This window comes from Bradyrhizobium sp. PRIMUS42 (assembly GCF_023006515.1).
GTDB lineage: Bacteria > Pseudomonadota > Alphaproteobacteria > Rhizobiales > Xanthobacteraceae > Bradyrhizobium.
On sequence record NZ_JALBGZ010000071.1, the window covers coordinates 1 to 14,889 of the forward strand.

17 protein-coding genes and 1 pseudogene are annotated in these 14,889 nt (G+C 62.2%); 8 read left to right on the forward strand and 10 right to left on the reverse strand.

Features of this window, described 5'->3' with window-relative positions; genetic code table 11:
- The first annotated feature begins 528 nt into the window (after window positions 1–528).
- A complete protein-coding gene (locus tag MOV75_RS09085) occupies window positions 529–1,440 on the forward strand; it encodes a hypothetical protein (RefSeq protein WP_247005428.1) in 912 nt (303 codons plus the stop codon).
- Window positions 1,441–1,452: 12 nt separating this feature from the next.
- On the opposite strand, the gene MOV75_RS09090 is transcribed toward MOV75_RS09085, so the two are convergent.
- Complete coding sequence (locus tag MOV75_RS09090) at window positions 1,453–2,079, reverse strand: transglutaminase-like cysteine peptidase (protein ID WP_247005430.1); 627 nt, start codon at window positions 2,077–2,079, stop codon at window positions 1,453–1,455.
- 193 nt (window positions 2,080–2,272) lie between these two features.
- On the opposite strand from MOV75_RS09090, the gene MOV75_RS09095 reads away from it, so the two are divergent.
- Window positions 2,273–3,010 carry a metallophosphoesterase family protein gene (locus MOV75_RS09095; RefSeq protein ID WP_247005432.1) on the forward strand — a complete coding sequence of 246 codons (738 nt, stop codon included), beginning with the start codon at window positions 2,273–2,275 and terminating at the stop codon, window positions 3,008–3,010.
- A gap of 62 nt (window positions 3,011–3,072) precedes the next feature.
- The gene (locus MOV75_RS09100; RefSeq protein WP_247005434.1) at window positions 3,073–3,732 is read left to right on the forward strand and encodes a hypothetical protein; all 660 of its coding nucleotides are present in this window, start codon (window positions 3,073–3,075) and stop codon (window positions 3,730–3,732) included.
- A gap of 3 nt (window positions 3,733–3,735) precedes the next feature.
- Here MOV75_RS09100 and MOV75_RS09105 read toward each other — a convergent pair whose 3' ends face one another.
- Window positions 3,736–4,185: a hypothetical protein gene (locus MOV75_RS09105; RefSeq protein WP_246921136.1), complete on the reverse strand. Its 450-nt coding sequence runs from the start codon at window positions 4,183–4,185 to the stop codon at window positions 3,736–3,738.
- 237 nt (window positions 4,186–4,422) lie between these two features.
- Here MOV75_RS09105 and MOV75_RS09110 point away from each other — a divergent pair, with 237 nt between their 5' ends.
- Window positions 4,423–4,800 carry an Ig-like domain-containing protein gene (locus tag MOV75_RS09110; protein WP_247005436.1) on the forward strand — a complete coding sequence of 126 codons (378 nt, stop codon included), beginning with the start codon at window positions 4,423–4,425 and terminating at the stop codon, window positions 4,798–4,800.
- Between the two features lie 427 nt (window positions 4,801–5,227).
- Here the strand turns inward: MOV75_RS09110 and MOV75_RS09115 are convergent, their stop codons facing one another.
- On the reverse strand, window positions 5,228–5,443 hold the full coding sequence (locus MOV75_RS09115; RefSeq protein ID WP_246921130.1) for a hypothetical protein: 216 nt from the start codon (window positions 5,441–5,443) through the stop codon (window positions 5,228–5,230).
- A gap of 214 nt (window positions 5,444–5,657) precedes the next feature.
- Here MOV75_RS09115 and MOV75_RS09120 point away from each other — a divergent pair, with 214 nt between their 5' ends.
- The gene (locus tag MOV75_RS09120; protein ID WP_246921127.1) at window positions 5,658–6,872 is read left to right on the forward strand and encodes a hypothetical protein; all 1,215 of its coding nucleotides are present in this window, start codon (window positions 5,658–5,660) and stop codon (window positions 6,870–6,872) included.
- Between the two features lie 15 nt (window positions 6,873–6,887).
- On the opposite strand, the gene MOV75_RS09125 is transcribed toward MOV75_RS09120, so the two are convergent.
- From MOV75_RS09125 to MOV75_RS09135, 3 genes are all read right to left on the reverse strand, one after another.
- Window positions 6,888–7,163 (reverse strand): hypothetical protein, encoded by a 276-nt coding sequence (locus MOV75_RS09125; protein WP_246921125.1) that lies wholly within the window; start codon window positions 7,161–7,163, stop codon window positions 6,888–6,890.
- Between the two features lie 301 nt (window positions 7,164–7,464).
- A complete protein-coding gene (locus MOV75_RS09130; RefSeq protein WP_246921122.1) occupies window positions 7,465–7,881 on the reverse strand; it encodes a hypothetical protein in 417 nt (138 codons plus the stop codon).
- 42 nt (window positions 7,882–7,923) lie between these two features.
- Entirely contained in the window at window positions 7,924–8,214 is a 291-nt protein-coding gene (locus MOV75_RS09135) for a hypothetical protein (protein WP_246921119.1), read from the reverse strand.
- Between the two features lie 1,042 nt (window positions 8,215–9,256).
- Here MOV75_RS09135 and MOV75_RS09140 point away from each other — a divergent pair.
- From MOV75_RS09140 to MOV75_RS09150, 3 genes are all read left to right on the forward strand, one after another.
- Window positions 9,257–9,430, forward strand: coding sequence for a hypothetical protein (locus MOV75_RS09140; RefSeq protein WP_246921116.1), 174 nt, complete (start codon window positions 9,257–9,259; stop codon window positions 9,428–9,430).
- 910 nt (window positions 9,431–10,340) lie between these two features.
- Window positions 10,341–11,870 (forward strand): EAL domain-containing protein, encoded by a 1,530-nt coding sequence (locus tag MOV75_RS09145; protein ID WP_247005438.1) that lies wholly within the window; start codon window positions 10,341–10,343, stop codon window positions 11,868–11,870.
- 162 nt (window positions 11,871–12,032) lie between these two features.
- Complete coding sequence (locus MOV75_RS09150) at window positions 12,033–12,398, forward strand: VanZ family protein (protein WP_246921177.1); 366 nt, start codon at window positions 12,033–12,035, stop codon at window positions 12,396–12,398.
- 46 nt (window positions 12,399–12,444) lie between these two features.
- Here the strand turns inward: MOV75_RS09150 and MOV75_RS09155 are convergent, their stop codons facing one another.
- The 4 genes and pseudogenes from MOV75_RS09155 to MOV75_RS09170 all read right to left on the reverse strand — a co-directional run.
- Window positions 12,445–12,843 (reverse strand): CHRD domain-containing protein, encoded by a 399-nt coding sequence (locus MOV75_RS09155; protein ID WP_246921174.1) that lies wholly within the window; start codon window positions 12,841–12,843, stop codon window positions 12,445–12,447.
- Between the two features lie 207 nt (window positions 12,844–13,050).
- A complete protein-coding gene (locus MOV75_RS09160; protein WP_309486793.1) occupies window positions 13,051–13,332 on the reverse strand; it encodes a hypothetical protein in 282 nt (93 codons plus the stop codon).
- A gap of 109 nt (window positions 13,333–13,441) precedes the next feature.
- Window positions 13,442–13,888, reverse strand: coding sequence for a hypothetical protein (locus tag MOV75_RS09165; RefSeq protein WP_246921171.1), 447 nt, complete (start codon window positions 13,886–13,888; stop codon window positions 13,442–13,444).
- A 150-nt stretch (window positions 13,889–14,038) separates the two neighbouring features.
- Window positions 14,039–14,889: pseudogene (locus MOV75_RS09170) on the reverse strand (chemotaxis protein); the annotation flags it as partial.

A 14,889-nucleotide genomic window follows, 5' to 3' on the forward strand; every position in this document is an offset into this window, starting at 1 on the left:
CCGATCAAGGCCACGCGCTGATCGCGCCGATCAACCCCGCGGCGAGCTCGCGCCTACGCGCGGCTCACGGTCAGGCTGTTGGTCCGAGACAGACCTCTGTTTGAAAACCAATCGACGGCTTGTATGGTGACCTGACCGTTTCAGGATTCCGTTCGAGCGCGCCGTTTGTCCCTCGCTTATTTTGCCCTCATCGTTTCAATCGTCTCAGCTTCCGCTCTCGAAATCGCCGGCGCCAAGGTCGGTGCGCAGCTCGGGATGATGGCCGCAGCGCTGAGCTTGCTCGCGGCCGCTTCGGCTGCGCGCAAAGCCGATTACGAGCACTATGTGCGCGCACTGTCCTGGGGCCGATGGTTTCTGATCGCCATTCCGCTTTGCATCGCGGTCCAGCTTGCGCCGCTTCCGCTGAGCTGGGCGCACCCGATCTGGCCGAGCACCCGTGATGCCCTGGGCGGCCTCCCCATGGGACCGATCTCTGCCGATGTTGGCCTGACGCTGAATGCGCTGTTCCAGGCGCTTGCGGCGATCGCGTTGCTCGGCGTCACCATCCTGGTGGTCCGCGACCGCGGCCGCGCCGAGCTGGTCCTCTTCGTCCTCGGTGGTGTCACTGCAGTTTCCGCCTTGACCTTGGATCTGCATCGGCTGTCGCCAGCCCTTGCCGAGGCTGCCGCAACTTCCGAGCTGGCAACAACCCTGGCCGGCTTCGGCCTCATCCTGAACCTGGCGGTCATGCAGCTCGCTGCCGAACGGGCTGAAACGCGTCATTCGCTGCTTCGCTCGATCGTGCTTGGTCTTTTGGGCCTCGTGGGCGCGCTGGTCAGCGCGCTTGCGATCTTCGGCCTCTCAGGCACGAACAGCGCGATCGCAGCAAGCTTCGGCATCGTGCTGATCCTGCTGATCCTCGTCATTCGCAGGCTCGACCTTTCACCATTGGCAGTGGGCGCGCTCTCGCTGGCAGCTCTGATCGGCGCAGGGATCGTCTTGACCTTTCTCTTTGAGAAGAGCTCCGGACCGGTCCTCCTGCGGCTGGTCCCGGAGATGGGGACCGAAACGAAGGCCGCCCTCGAGCGGATGTTGGCCGACACACGCTGGTTCGGCGCCGGCGCCGGGACCTTTGGCGCGGTGGGCAGGATCTATCACAGCGATGCTGGAGCTATTTTGACGGCGCCCTCCACGGCGACGGCCATCTTTGCAGAGATGGGATGGATCGGCCTGGCTGCCATGATAGCGGTGAGCCTGATCGCTCTGCTGCGCCTGTTCTTCGGCGCTCTGCAGCGCGGACGCGACTCATTCTTCCCCGCGGCGGCCGCAGCCTGCGTTCTCTTTGCGTTGGTTCAGAGCTTCGCAGGTCCCGGGCTGCTGCGGCCGGCAGCAATCCTGTGTCTTTCCGTGATCGTGGGATTGGGGCTGTCGCAGAGCGTCAGCCAATCCTCGTCACGATAGTGCACCGATCCATCAGACCGCGCGGTCGCCGAGCGAGGCCCAGTAGTTCGGGTTCTTGGGCGACTGAATGCGGACCCAGCGATAGGGCTTCTTCGACCACGGCAGGATGTGGCCGGAGAGATTGTCCAGCACGAGATCGCCGGTGAAGGTGCGGACAACGACCACGAGATGATGCTCGCCCCAGGTGGTCACGACCTCGCTGAGCAGTACCGAGCGCGCCGGAAAGCCGTTGGCGATCAACTCGTGGCGTTTTGTCACAGCGTAATCGTTGCAGTCGCCGCTCGCCGGATGCAGCAGCCATTTCTCGCCGCGCAGCCCTTCCAGATTGGCCTCGGGACGGATGGCGGTATTGACGCGCTGGTTGACCTCTTGCATTTGCGCCAGCCGCTCGGCCGTGAGCTTCAGCCGACCGCCCCTGAACACGATGTGCTGCGGCCGCGGCTTGCACTCGTCCTTGTACTTCAGGCAGAACAGCGTGAACGCCATCGGCGCCAGCGTCGGCTGGTCGAACTTGATGTACTGGATGGCACCGCGCAGCCCCAAGGGCGCACCGACGAAAGCGGCTTCAGCGCGCTGCTGCACCCCCGCAGCAACGACGATGGCGGCCACGGCCGCCAGGAACTTTACAACTTTGCGCATGTCGCGCTCCCCGTTCTTGTTGAGGAGACGCTACGCGAGACGTCTTGAAATACGGCTCAAAGGCCGCGCGATCCTTTAATCAAAATGCGGGCTCATCGGTCGGAAACAATTAAGAATACCGATGTGTGACTTGTTCTGCTAAGAGCGGTCACGACGTTCCGCGCGTGACGCTAGAAGCGATTCGACCGACCTGATGGGCCTTTCCAGACGCTTTCGAAAGAAGACCAAGCCGCGGCTTCCCGACGGCGTTCGCGTCTATGCCATCGGCGACGTGCACGGCCGCGCCGATCTGCTTCAATCGCTGTTAACCGTGATCGACGCCGATCTGGCCCGCTCCGCTCCCGGGCGGGCCATCCAGGTCTTTCTCGGCGACTATGTCGACCGCGGCCCGGACTCACGTGCCGTGCTTGATCTGTTGATCGAACGCTCGAAATCGCATGAGACGGTTTGCCTCAAAGGCAACCACGAGGTCTTCCTGCTCGAGGTCCTCAAGGACCCCGCCCGCCTGCAGGAGTGGCGCCACTATGGCGGCCTGCTGACGCTGGTCTCCTACGGCGTCACGCCGACCATGAATCCTTCGGCGGAGCAACAGGTCGAGCTGATCGAAGGACTGAAGCGCGCGCTGCCGCCCGAGCACCTCGCCTTCCTCAAGCAATTGCCCTCGTCCTTTACCTGCGGCGACTTCTTCTTCGTCCATGCCGGCGTCAAGCCTGGTGTCGCGCTCGAGCGCCAGAAGGATGAGGACCTGCTCTGGATCCGCGAGGAATTCCTCGCCTCCGAGGAGCGCTTCGGGAAATATATCGTCCACGGTCATACGCCCGTCAGCGTGCCCGATATTCGCCCGAACCGCATCAACATCGACACCGGCGCCTATGCGACCGGCAACTTGACGCTGTTGACGATCCAAGGCGATAGTCTGATGGCCATTTAAGGTCCCCACTTTCCTTTCAATCCCGCGTTCGCTCCGCCCTCACAGGCCTCGCCGATTTCAACATGAACCGCATGATCCTGCTTCGCGTCATCGGCATCTCCACCGCGATCGTGCTGGCGCTTCATGCTGGCATGGAATTCTACGGCGATCTCATACGACCGAACTTCCGCGCGAGCGATTTGTTCTCTGGCGAGATTCCACCCGACAAGGCCAAGCTGGCCGGCGGTGTTTTGGCATCGTTGTCGTTGGAGGGGGATCTGCTCGCGAATTACGCGGCGGCAATGGCCGCTGACGTTCTTCACCGTCCTTCAGCCGAAGCGGGCGAAAGGGCCAGCGAGAACAAGGCCGCCCAAGCCGCCCTCGTCGCAGCCTTGAAAGTATCGCCGATCAGGCCCGCGCTCTGGCTCACGCTCGGCACGCTGCAGGTCCAGTCCGGCGAAACGGCAACGCCTGCGGTGAAGATGTCCTACTTGACCGGATCGGTGCCGATCGACGTTGCCTTCGCTCGCGTCCGGACCGTGACCTCGAGCGCAGCCGCAACGGATGAGGAGATCAAGCTGCTGGCGCAATCCGACATCCGGTCGGCGCTTGCCAATCGCTCTCGTTACGAGCCGCTGCTGATCGCGGCCTACGTGCAGGCAACTCCGCAAGGCAAGTCGCTGCTGCTCGATACCACGAAAGTGGCCGATCCCAAATTCAACGAGATCTTGCGGCGGTACTGAACCTCAGCGCGCCGATTTCGGATTGACCGGCACAAAGTCCTGATCGCGGCGCGGTTGGTCGGATCGGCCCTGGTAGACGAACATGCCCTTCTTGGTCGTGACGATGTCGCCTCGTTGCAGGCTATCGTCGCGGAGCAGACGTTCGGTCGCGACAACGTCCGGATCTTCCGGAATCGGCTTGTAGAACTCTGGATGCTCCCGCCGCTCGCGCGAAACCTCCTTGGCGCGTCGCCGTGCGTCCTCGATCCGCTGCCGCCATTCGTCGCGCGTTACTTCTGGCTCGCTTGGTGGAAGATAGTCGCTGAGCGAGGGCTCCGGTTCGGCCTGAGCAAGACAGAAGCAAGGACAGGGGAGACCAAGGCCGAGGGCAGCGGCAACGGAAACGACAGCTCGAGACAGCGTCCCAAACCGCCTTCCGTCATCTAGCGAATGGTCACGTCGAGCGGTTCGCACGCTGATAACTCCAAAGACAAAGCATAAGGACGACCATTGGCCGGAAACCCCTTATGCCCGGCTCATCAATCTATACCTTTGCCAATTGCAAGAAAGCGAATTCGCAGGCAAGCTTTGCGCTTTAGTTGCAACCTCGTCTGGCACGAAGTTGACGAGCACCTGGCGAGCCCGAGGAGTCGAAGACCTCGTTCGCTCGCTGATATTCTCTTCGGGAATTGCGCGTGGAGCTGCCGTCGCATGCCTCAAAAACCCTTGTTGCTGCTAGCTGCCTGCATCACAGCTTCCGCTGCGCTAGTCATGGCGGCTCACGCCAGTCCGCTCTGCATCAAGGAACGGACGCCGTTCGAACTGTCGGGGGACACAGTGACGTGGACGCTGACCATCCAGCCTGGATCCGACTGCATCCAGGGCTTGCGTTGGTCGTACATGCAGATCTTCAAGGTATCGGTCGTGAGGGGACCATCAAGGGGACAATTGACCGTGGTCGGGTCCGGCTTCCGCTATCTGGCAGCAGCCGACAAGCAAGGCCCCGATAAATTCACCCTTCTGATCTCGGGTAAAAACCTTCACGGTGCAGGGACATCGACCCTGGAGGTCGAGATCAATCCTCAATAGCTCGCCAAGACGCCGCTCTCTTAGGGGACAGGAGCGTTCCGTTATTTACCGAAAATCGAGCACGGCGGCCGAATGGCTGATGGTTGGCGATGTTCTCTTAGGCCAGCCGGCGGCACACCTACCGCCTACTTGAGGCACTGCCCCGGGTTCTGTTTCCGTAATAGGGTATAGCTCGCCCCCCGCGGGTCAGTGGCGCCTGGATCCGGCTCGGGTAATTCGGCGTGGCCGTGCTGCCCGACGGCTGCGACGGATTGACAATGATCACGTTGCGGTTGGGTGTCGACGGATCGTTGACGCCCTGGCCCCAGGCGGCGGCAGGCACAAGCAACGCAATTGCGATTAGGACTGGTCGTTTCATGAATTATCTCCCGAGCAAGAACGTCAGGGAGGCGATCACCGTTCCTTCACGGTTAGTTGGGTCGCAGCCTCAGCGGGGAACGGCGACCAGCTTGCCATCGCGCCAGACGCCTTGCGCTGACTTCCCAGCGGGCAGCCTGCCCGAGAGGTTCCTAACGGCGGTCGGCCGCGAGGCCGTCTGATTGGTCTGCGCCTTCTTCGCAGGCGTCGTGATGATGCTGGAGCTGGTGGTGTTGGCCTGGTCCTTGATTCCTTGTGCAGACGCCGGCTGAACCAGGAAGGCCAAGAATGTGATTGCTGTCAAAACGCCGCGCATGGTCAAACACCGGAATGAGGAGCTTGGCGAAATGTCACAGGTTTCCGCCCAAAAGCAAGCTCTTCGAGACGATCGCGCAGGACCTTTGCAGGCCGGATCCATCGGAGCGAGCCACAGCAACCGAAGGATACAGGGTGAAAAAACCTAGCGAAATAGCCTCATTCGAGCTACTTGATCGGCCTTGATGACCGACTCCGGTGAAACTGCGGCAAACGCTCCCTCGACGCAACAAATCAAAGCCGGGTTTATCCGTCTCCTGTCGAGCCGAATCCGCGCCGTATCCGACGATCCCCGGCAGATGCGGGAGATCGTTTATGAGCTCGCGCGCGTCAAGCTTCTGGAGCAGTTCACGCACGCCGATGCGCGGGAATCTCGCGAGCTTCAGCAAGTTCTCGAACGTGCCATCAAGGAGGTCGAGCGTTCCTTCGAGCGCAGCGCCGCGTCGGAACCGCAAAAGCTTATCGCGGCAAGCGCCGCTCCGGTCCCCCCAACAGCTGCCACTCCCCCACCCGTTCCGATGCCATCACCGGTTTCGGCTGCGGCGCCCACTCCGAAGGACACGGGAGCGCAGCGCCGTCCGGCCGCGCCGCCAGCTTCGCTCGACCGCCCCAAACTGAGGGGCGTCTTCAAATCTGTGGTTCGATTGACCGCCATCCTTCTGCTCATTGGCGGGGCAGCGACCGTGGCTGTCTATTGGCCTAAACTGAAGACACAACTGACCGCATTGACGCAGACGGCGCGGCCGCCCGAGCGAGCACCGAACAGCCCGGAAACTCAGCCGACCGCCAGCCCGCCTCCCGCGGTAAGCGAGACTGCTGAACGGACGCCGGATAGCCAGAAAGAGCCGGCGCAACCTGCACAACCCTCGATGCCCCTGCCGACGACGTTTGGAGTCTATGCCCTGAGCGAGGGCCAGCTCCATGAGCTCAAGTCGGTGCCGGGCAAGATTCCGGACCGCCGCGTCGCGATCTCGGCAGCCATCAGCACGCCGAGCGCGACTACGTTGGCGGACGGCGACGTCAAATTCATCGTGTTCAGGCCCGACGGGGGTGTCGATGCAAGCGGGACCGAAGTTCGGGTGATTGCGAAAGTCTCCCGCGCGATGGGCGTCGATGCCAGCGGGAAAGCGGCCATGGTCAGCGCCGGCGATTCCTGGGTCATCCGCAGCATGTCCTACCCCTACAAGGTAGGCCCGATCGACGATCAGTCGAGGATGCTATTGCTTCAACCAGAGCAGGACGGCTTTACGCTCGCTCCTGGTCGTTACATCGTGGTGGTCAAGGGCATGGGCTACGACTTCACGGTGGCCGGAACGATCACCGATCCCAATCAATGCGTCGAACGCATCAACGCGGCGAACGGCGCGTTCTACTCGCCCTGTCCGCCGCCCCGACGCTAGCCGAGCCCCGATTTCCTATTTGGCGGGCTTGCTGTCCTTCGCCTCCGCCGGCGCGTCGTCGACCTTGCCGTTGTTCGCGACGCATTTTTTGAAGAGTTCGCGCTGATCCTTGGCCGTTCCCTTGGCGCTACCGGCCGCCGGGTTGCCGATTTGCCGGGGTGGAAAGGCCTTCGCCACCGCCGCGTCACATGCGCGCGCCACTTCGGCCGTGATGGCTGAAGCCGTTGCCGGCACAGCCAGTGTCAAAGCAGCCGCCAATCCAACCAATGTCCGCAAATTTTTGACCGGCACCTCTTCGCTCCTTCAATTCGTGAATGGTTGCCGGAACCATAGCAAAAAGGATCGAAGCACCAAACGGCAAAGCGGCGCGGAATTGCCACGCGGTCTACCCCGCGTGCCGCAGGGCTATCGCATGAAGCTAGATCGCGGCAACGACAGAGGTGCACTCCCTCTCCCGCTTGCGGGAGGTTGGGGAGAGGGTGTCTCCTCAATGGGATAATCCCCAAGACGAGAGAGCCCTCGCCCGGCGCTTCGCGCCGACCTCAGAGGTGAACAACCCGCGGCAATCGATTCTACCTAAAGCCAATCCGCTCTAGCTGTTGAGCTGCGGCGGCTTGAAATCAGGAAAGCGGGTCAGCATTGCGGTCTTGACGAACTTCAAGTGAGCAATGCTGCTTGCCAATTCCTTGAGCCGGCGCTGGCCATTGGAGATGTCGGCTGCAAAAAGATCCTGATGATGATTGTCGAGCGGCTCCCGCTCGAGATATTCATCGGTGCCGTTTCCGAAGGTGACGGACGCACGCGCGAGGGCATCGTCAACACGCCGGTTGAGGCCGGCCTGCTCCCTCTCCGCCTCCTGCAATGCCGTTTCGATTGCCGCGAGGACGGCGCCGATCCTCGCGCGGTCGGTCTCCGCATCACGCTCGACGGAGCGGGCTTTGAAGCCCTTGTCCTCTCGGCGGGAGCCGAGCAGATTGTGTGCGCGCGCTCTCAGGAATAGCTGAAACATGTGGGCCATCCCCATTTTCGAGATCTAAGCCGCTACCATCGGTCACACATAGTTAACAAAGCCTGAATCCTGCGTCCGCTCCGCCTGGCTTCGTGCGATCCACACCCGCCAAGCTCCTTCGTGCTTGGAATAGAGCTCAAGCCATCGAACGTCGTCAACCGCGGCGGCTCCCTTGCCCATGCCGGTTTCGGCTACGATTTGCAGCGTCTGCGCCACCGCGACATCCAGCGCTTCGAATTCCGCCGTCTCCCCCAGCGACAGGCCGATCAGAACACGATGCCCTCGCGCATCAACGAAGTACCTGCGGGGCGCGTTGTGGCGTTGATCAATCATTTGGATGACCCTCGTTCATGATCCACGGACCTGGAAGGTCCTTCAGATGCCGGCCATAGGTGCAAACAAACGCGATCAAAATGAAGGCGCAGGTCGTCGCGCCCAGCAACGCAATGAGATACGTCATCTATGCCTATCTGCGCGCCCCATAAAACCGAGGCGGCCAAACGCTCATCATGAATTGATCGATCTTAGGCTGGCTTTCCAAAGCGCTCAAGGACGGCGACGAGTTAACCTAACCACACATGGTTATTTCGATTTCGCCCCTATGATTGAGTTGGGCCGCACGCGTTCTACGATGACGACGGCCGCTGGGTTCGGCCGGGCTCCATCGCGGCGGGGGTATAGGGTGCGTAAAGACGATATCGCGCCGATCGCTTCCGCGAACGCCACGCCCTTACACCATAGCCGCAGCAAAAGCCCGCTGCGAAAATCGAAATCAAAACCAAAAAAGCTAACATCCGGAATGTTCCCACGTTTGCCGGAACGTTCCTCCCGCGCTCATTTCATCTTTTCGTTGTGTCGACTTCAAGATCGGTACCGCTGAAACTTTTGTCAGACGAAGATGAAGTTTGTGCAACGTGGTGCTTGAAGATTGGTCGGCGCGCGAGGGCACAAGGCGCGGAAAGAGGCGCTCGTTCTCTTTACCAGAACTCGACGAGCCGACACCATGAACCCTCGTTCATTTGGCGCTCCCAACCGTGACCGGCGCGGCTGCTCATGGCGGGCCTGATTGCCGCGGGCCGTTCACCTCTCCCGCTTGCGGGAGAGGAAGTGCACCTCCGTCGTTGCAGCGATCAGGCCTCATCTCATCACGCTCGCGCGAAAACACCGTGGTTATACGGAGCGGAGCGCGGCGATTTCATCGCGGTAAGGTTGAGCAGTTAGCTTAATCCGCGTTGTTTGTTGCGAAGTCTAACCGATCGCATATCCATCTTCGCACCGGGCTCCCCAAGCCTGGCCCCACCCAAGCGAAGCCGTCGAGCGAACATGGGTCGCTTGGCGGCTTTGTCGTTGTGTCGACGAGAGGATCATTTCGGTTATGGCGCGCAAGCCCTGGTCGTTTAAGGAAGACCGCCGGCTCATGGAGTTGGCCAAGTCTTCGGCTTCACTGGAAGAGGCGGCGAAAGTTCTCGGACGCTCGCCTGATGCGATCAAGCGCATGGCCTTGCGGCTTGGCCTTTCGCTGAAGTCGAAGACCGGCAAGAAGAGTTAGTCCTGGAAAGAGCTCGTCGCGGACGACAGCTTTCTTTGTCCGCCATGGCGGCAACACTTCTCTCCGAACCCCCTGCAGCTTTTCGTCTTGCAGGACGGAACCAAAGCAACCACGAGATGTTGATCCAGATTCCGCCGCGAGGGTCTGGCCGTGGTCCATTTTGTGATTTCCGCAATGTTGGTTTGGCTGGCGATCAACATCGCTTTTGTGGTGCTTCGGCTGCGGGCCACCCACCAACCCGCCGCGCCCCGCATCCATAGGCCCAGCCGTTCTTCTGCAGAGGCAATTCCCCTCCGCCATCGCCTCGGTCGGTGAGCATCGATCGATGCGTCCAGCGGACCGTCCGCTCGCTCAGCTAAAGCGCGATGCGATTAAGATGAACCGTCATCGCGCGTCAGGTTCTTGTTTAAGCGTGGTCTTTTCGGAAAACCGCCGCGCCTTTTCCAGATCAGGCTTTAGTTACGCGTCTTCTTCTGGGAGCCCATCCCGGGGCTGGTTCCGTAATTGGGTGTCCCCGTTCCCTTGAAGGCTCCACCCATGCTGTCCGAGCCGGAATTCGTCGCCGTGCCGCTGCGGGAGGTGGGCTGAGTGCCCGATGGCTGGTCTTTGGTTCCCTGCGCCCAGGCCGCGGAGTTTCCGACGACGAACGACAGGAGGAGGAGGCTTAACGTCCTGATCATACTGCTCAACTTTCCATGCTCGGGCCGCGCGACCATCAGTCAGGCAACCACTCGGTAGCCCTTCCGGACCGGTCCGCCCGTTAAACCCTATCTTAGCCCCCGCTGGCTAGGATCAATTCCCAAGATCAGTTCCCAAGATCAGTTACCACGCCTCTCCTGAATTCCGCCCGGACCGGATGAGACACCAGCGACCGAACCTTCCGTTTGTGGCGCTCGTGCTTGCGAGCACGATGGCGTTCGCCCTGGCGGGCCATTTGACGGCAGAGGCCGTCATTCGCCACCAGCAGGCGCACCAGCTCAGCGAGCTGACCGAGGTCGTTCTGCGCCGCTCCGAACTTGCGGTCGATTTTGCCGCGGCCAGCCTGGACGATCTCGCCAAGCGTGATCTTGCCAGCTGCGCACCGGCGGCGCTTCAAGCCATCCGGCTCCACGTCTACCAGCGCTCGGCCATCAAGGACGTCCGTCTCGTTAATCCGGACGGATCGGTGATCTGCTCGGCCTATTCCGAGACGCTCGAGTTCGACAAGGGATGGGCAGGTCGCCACGACATGCTGTCCTCGCACGACAAGGAGCTCTCGCTGTTCCGCGTGGAGCAATTCGGCGGCGACGCATTGGGCGTGCTCAAGGACGTCAGTCGCAGCTCCGCGCTGGTCGCGATCGTCGGCATCAATGCCAATCTGTTCGATCTCATGCCCGCCGAGCTGCGCGCGCACAGCGAGGTCATCCTCGCCTTGAGCAATGGCGAGAAGCTCGGCGATTTCCGGCTCGATGCCGACAGGCCCCTGCTTGGGCCGATCAGCTTCGACAGGCATTCCACGCGCTTCCCGCTTCATGCCACGATCCGGCTCGAACAGGCGGTCCTTTCGAACTGGAACAGCGAGGCTTATTGGCCGGCGCTCGCAGTGTCCCTTGGACTTGGGGTTCTCTTCGGCATCCTGCTGGCACGCAGCCGGCGGATGGAAGGGCCGGTCGCCGATCTCGATCGCGGGCTCGCGGCCGGCGAATTCAAGCCGTACTACCAACCCATCGACCTCAGGACAGGCAAGATCACGGGCTGCGAGATTCTGGCGCGCTGGGTTCGTCGGGACGGCTCGGTGGTGCCGCCGATGAACTTCATTCCGCTGGCCGAATCCAGCGGTCGCATCCAGGTGATGACCTGGCAGATCCTGAGATCGGCGCTCTCCGACCTGCGTCCCGTCCTGAGGGCGGACAAGACCTTCAAGATGTCGCTGAACGTCGTGCCCAAGCACCTGCTGAGTGCCGGCTTCATTGAAACGCTGCGTCGCACGGTTCTGACAGCCAGAGTCTCCGCACGCCAGGTCGTGGTCGAGGTCACCGAGCGCGACGAGCTCGACGATCTCGCGCGCGCCGCAGCAATCGTGGCCGAGCTGCGTGACCATGGCTTCCGCGTCGCCATCGACGACGTCGGCGTTGGCCATAGCGGGCTGTCGCGGCTGAAAGGGCTCGGCGCCAACACGATCAAGATCGACAAGTTCTTCGTCGACACCATCACCGTGGATGCATCGACCACAACGATCGTAGAGATGTTGGTCGCGCTCGCCAAGGACTTCCGAATGACGGTCGTCGCGGAAGGAATCGAGACTGACGAGCAGCGCCGTGCCTTGGTCGCGTCCGGCGTCGAGGAAGGACAGGGTTATCTCGTCGCCGCACCGCTCCCGTTTGCGAAATTCAGCGAGCTCCTCGATTCACGCCGCCGCTCCGCATGCCCGGCGCCGGCCGGCGATGTCCTGGTAGCCTGACCATCTCCGCCGGACGGCATCCCTTTGCCGCTGACGCAGCGCCTCCCGGGCCCCGATCGCGGCCAGGTTTTGGACAGTCCGCGCCAAGGGAGAACGACCAGGCGTTTTAACGATATTCTCGTCTTTCGAAGCGGAATGGCACCCAAGTGGCTATGGTGGGCCATGCGTCGAAATCACCTCATCGCAGCCGCAGGAATCTGCCTCGCCCTCATCGCCTATGCCACCTTGGCAAGGCTGGCGGGAAGGCCGGCGCTCATGGGGCATCACGAGGCCTACTGGATCGTGGTGATCGAGCGCTTCAGCGCCTACGGCCTGTTGGGCTTCCTGCTGGCCTTTCTGTTGCCCGGCCGGCTCGCTTTGGCCTGCTCGCTTGTCGTGGCAGTCGCAATGGGGCTGGAAGTCCTGCAAACGCTGACTCCCGATCGTGACCCGGGCTTCCTCGACGTGCTGCAAAAGGCTGCGGGAGGCACCGTCGGTGTCATCCTCGCCCAGACGATCCTGGCCTTCCTGCCCCGGCCCCCAACCTGAAGCTCACGGCGCTGAAAATCTTCCAGCGCCCACGGGACATGGCCCCTTACTTCATCATCTGCCCGCGCAGTTCGCCGCCTGGGTTCGCGGCGGTATGTATGTTCGCGTACCACTTCCCGGCCAGCAGATCCGCCGCCTGAGCGTCGGTGAGCGTGGCGCTGCCCTGGATTGGGCTTTGAACCGTCTTGAACGGCAAAGCGATGCCGGCGTTCTTGCCCGCTTCACCGGGACCATGAAAATGAGCCCCCATCGCCGGACCAGTCAGCCCGGCATACGTGACCGTATAGGTCAGGACTTTGGTCTGGGTATCGAACGCAGCCTCGGCCTTGCCTGAACCGGAGGAGCTGTTCGGAGGCACTTCGTTGCTGCCCTTGAGGTCGGCCTGCAGCTTGACGACCTCCGCACGTGCCGACACCGCTGTGACGATCAGCAGCCCGCCGAGCATCGCCGCTCCCAACATCGTCACGCCGACCCGATATTTGGCTTTCCTCATGGCATTCTCCTACGGGTCTTCAGGACCCGTTGCGGGTGAAACCCCGGCCTCCGGCTTTAATTCCGGAAGACAAGTCTATGCCGGATTCGCGAAAAGCTATCGGGGGATCCCACGGGCGGCGCCTGGAGCGGCCAGCCCGAGGGTGTGAGGCGAAACGGGCTAAGCTGCGCCACGCTCGCGGAACCCGGTCGGTGCCAGGAGTTCGGCCATTTGCCTATGCGTGCTCTGCAGCGCCTCGATGGCGCCGTCGAGATCGAAATCCGCTTCGCGGATTGATGCGAAGAACTTGGCGGTCAGCGCCAGGTCGAGCTTGACGCGCGTCGCGCCGTCGCGACTCTTGCGGCGGTCAAGCGACAAATGCAGCGCCCGCAATCTGGCTTCTGCCGGCGTGCAGCCGCTGAGGGTCGCCAGTTCGTCGTAGGTCATCCATATCTGAGGCATGTTCTCGTCCGTATTTTACAGCGCCCTCATCCTAGCTTTCCGCGTCTGAATGCACCGTTGCCGCGCCGCGGCCGCAGCCCGTTTTCACTGCGACAGCGTCAATGCAAGACTAAGATGCGGGAGGCCTCGAAGATGGAGGGAAATGGCGCGGCCGCGAACGGCTGTCGAGGCCCTTGGGCAATTTGTCATTGAGCTTCACGACGGCGCCTCGCGCTTCCACAGCCGGCGCGTCTTCCTGGCTGTAGATCAGCGTCACCTCGAACATCACGTCGGGCGCTTCCCTCGCCGTTCCGGAGCAGGTCGCCATCGCACCGTTGCACACGCCCGAAAGATTGACCTGGACCTCGTCAAGCCCGAACACCGTCGGCGGACCGTCGGCATACCGCCGCGTGGTCAGGACGGCCGTGAAGCGCTGCTCGTCATCGAACCGATAGGAGCCGCCATAGGTGAAGAAGCTGTCGCTGCCGGAGATCCGTCCTTCCGCCAGATGCACGACGCCCGTGCCCTCGGCGCGCGGGGTCCTGAACCAGGCCGCGTATTTGCCGTCTCTCATGATGGAAACATCCGCCGTAAAATTCACTGGTATTTGCAACCAACTCTGGGGCGCGGCAATGACCGATGCGGCGAGCATTCCGCCACGGTTAACGCCCTGCAAAGCCAACCCGTCAAATTGCCGTCGCGGCACGAGGCGACATCGGCGGCACCGTCAGAACAATTCTATGCCGTCATCTGCGGTCTCGACCGCGTCGACGCGGCGCGTGCCGGCGATCGACACCAGCCCGAGTGCTTGCAGGAATTCACGATGAACATCCCGCTCACGCTCCATCGTGTAGCGCGCGAAGAGATCGTCGAGTATCGCCTGATCCTGCACTTCCACCTGTAGCCGCTGCGCGCCCGCAGTCTCGAGCCGCATCGCGACCGCAGGCAAGGCCGCGGAGCTTTCGCCGAGCTTGGTCATCAGGCCCTGGGCCGAATTCATCAGCCGCTCGAATTCCGCGCCTTCGTCCACGAGCCGGCTCATCAACTTGCCGAGCCGTTCATTGCCGGCCTCGACCTCGCGCAGCGCCAGAAGGATCTGCGGCTCGAGCTTGGTAAGCTGCGTGGGATCACCCTGCACGCGAAGCTGCTTCAGCTCGCCGGCCGAGCGCTCGATACCGTCGAGCACGGGCCTCAGGCGCCCGGCCCCCGCTGAGACCTGGTCGGCAGTCGCCTTGAGCTCGTTGGCGATGACGACGAAGGCGCTGCCGCGGCTGCCGAGATGGCTTGCCTTGAGGCCGGCATTCATTCCGATCAGCGTGATATCGACCGTCGCCTCGGCAAGCCCGGCGATTGCCTGGCGAAATTTTGCCAGCGTGTCCTCGACGATCGCGAGCGCCTCGTCGACCGCCTGGCCCGCACTCTCGCAGGTGCCGATCAGGGTCGACGCGTGCGCCAGCGTCTGCTTGATGCGTGTCAGGAACGACGACGAGCCGCCCTCCTCGCCGCCAAACAGCGTGCGACCGTGGCCGACGACGCTGACTGCGTCGTGCAGGATGGCGGTCAGCGCGCCGACGATCT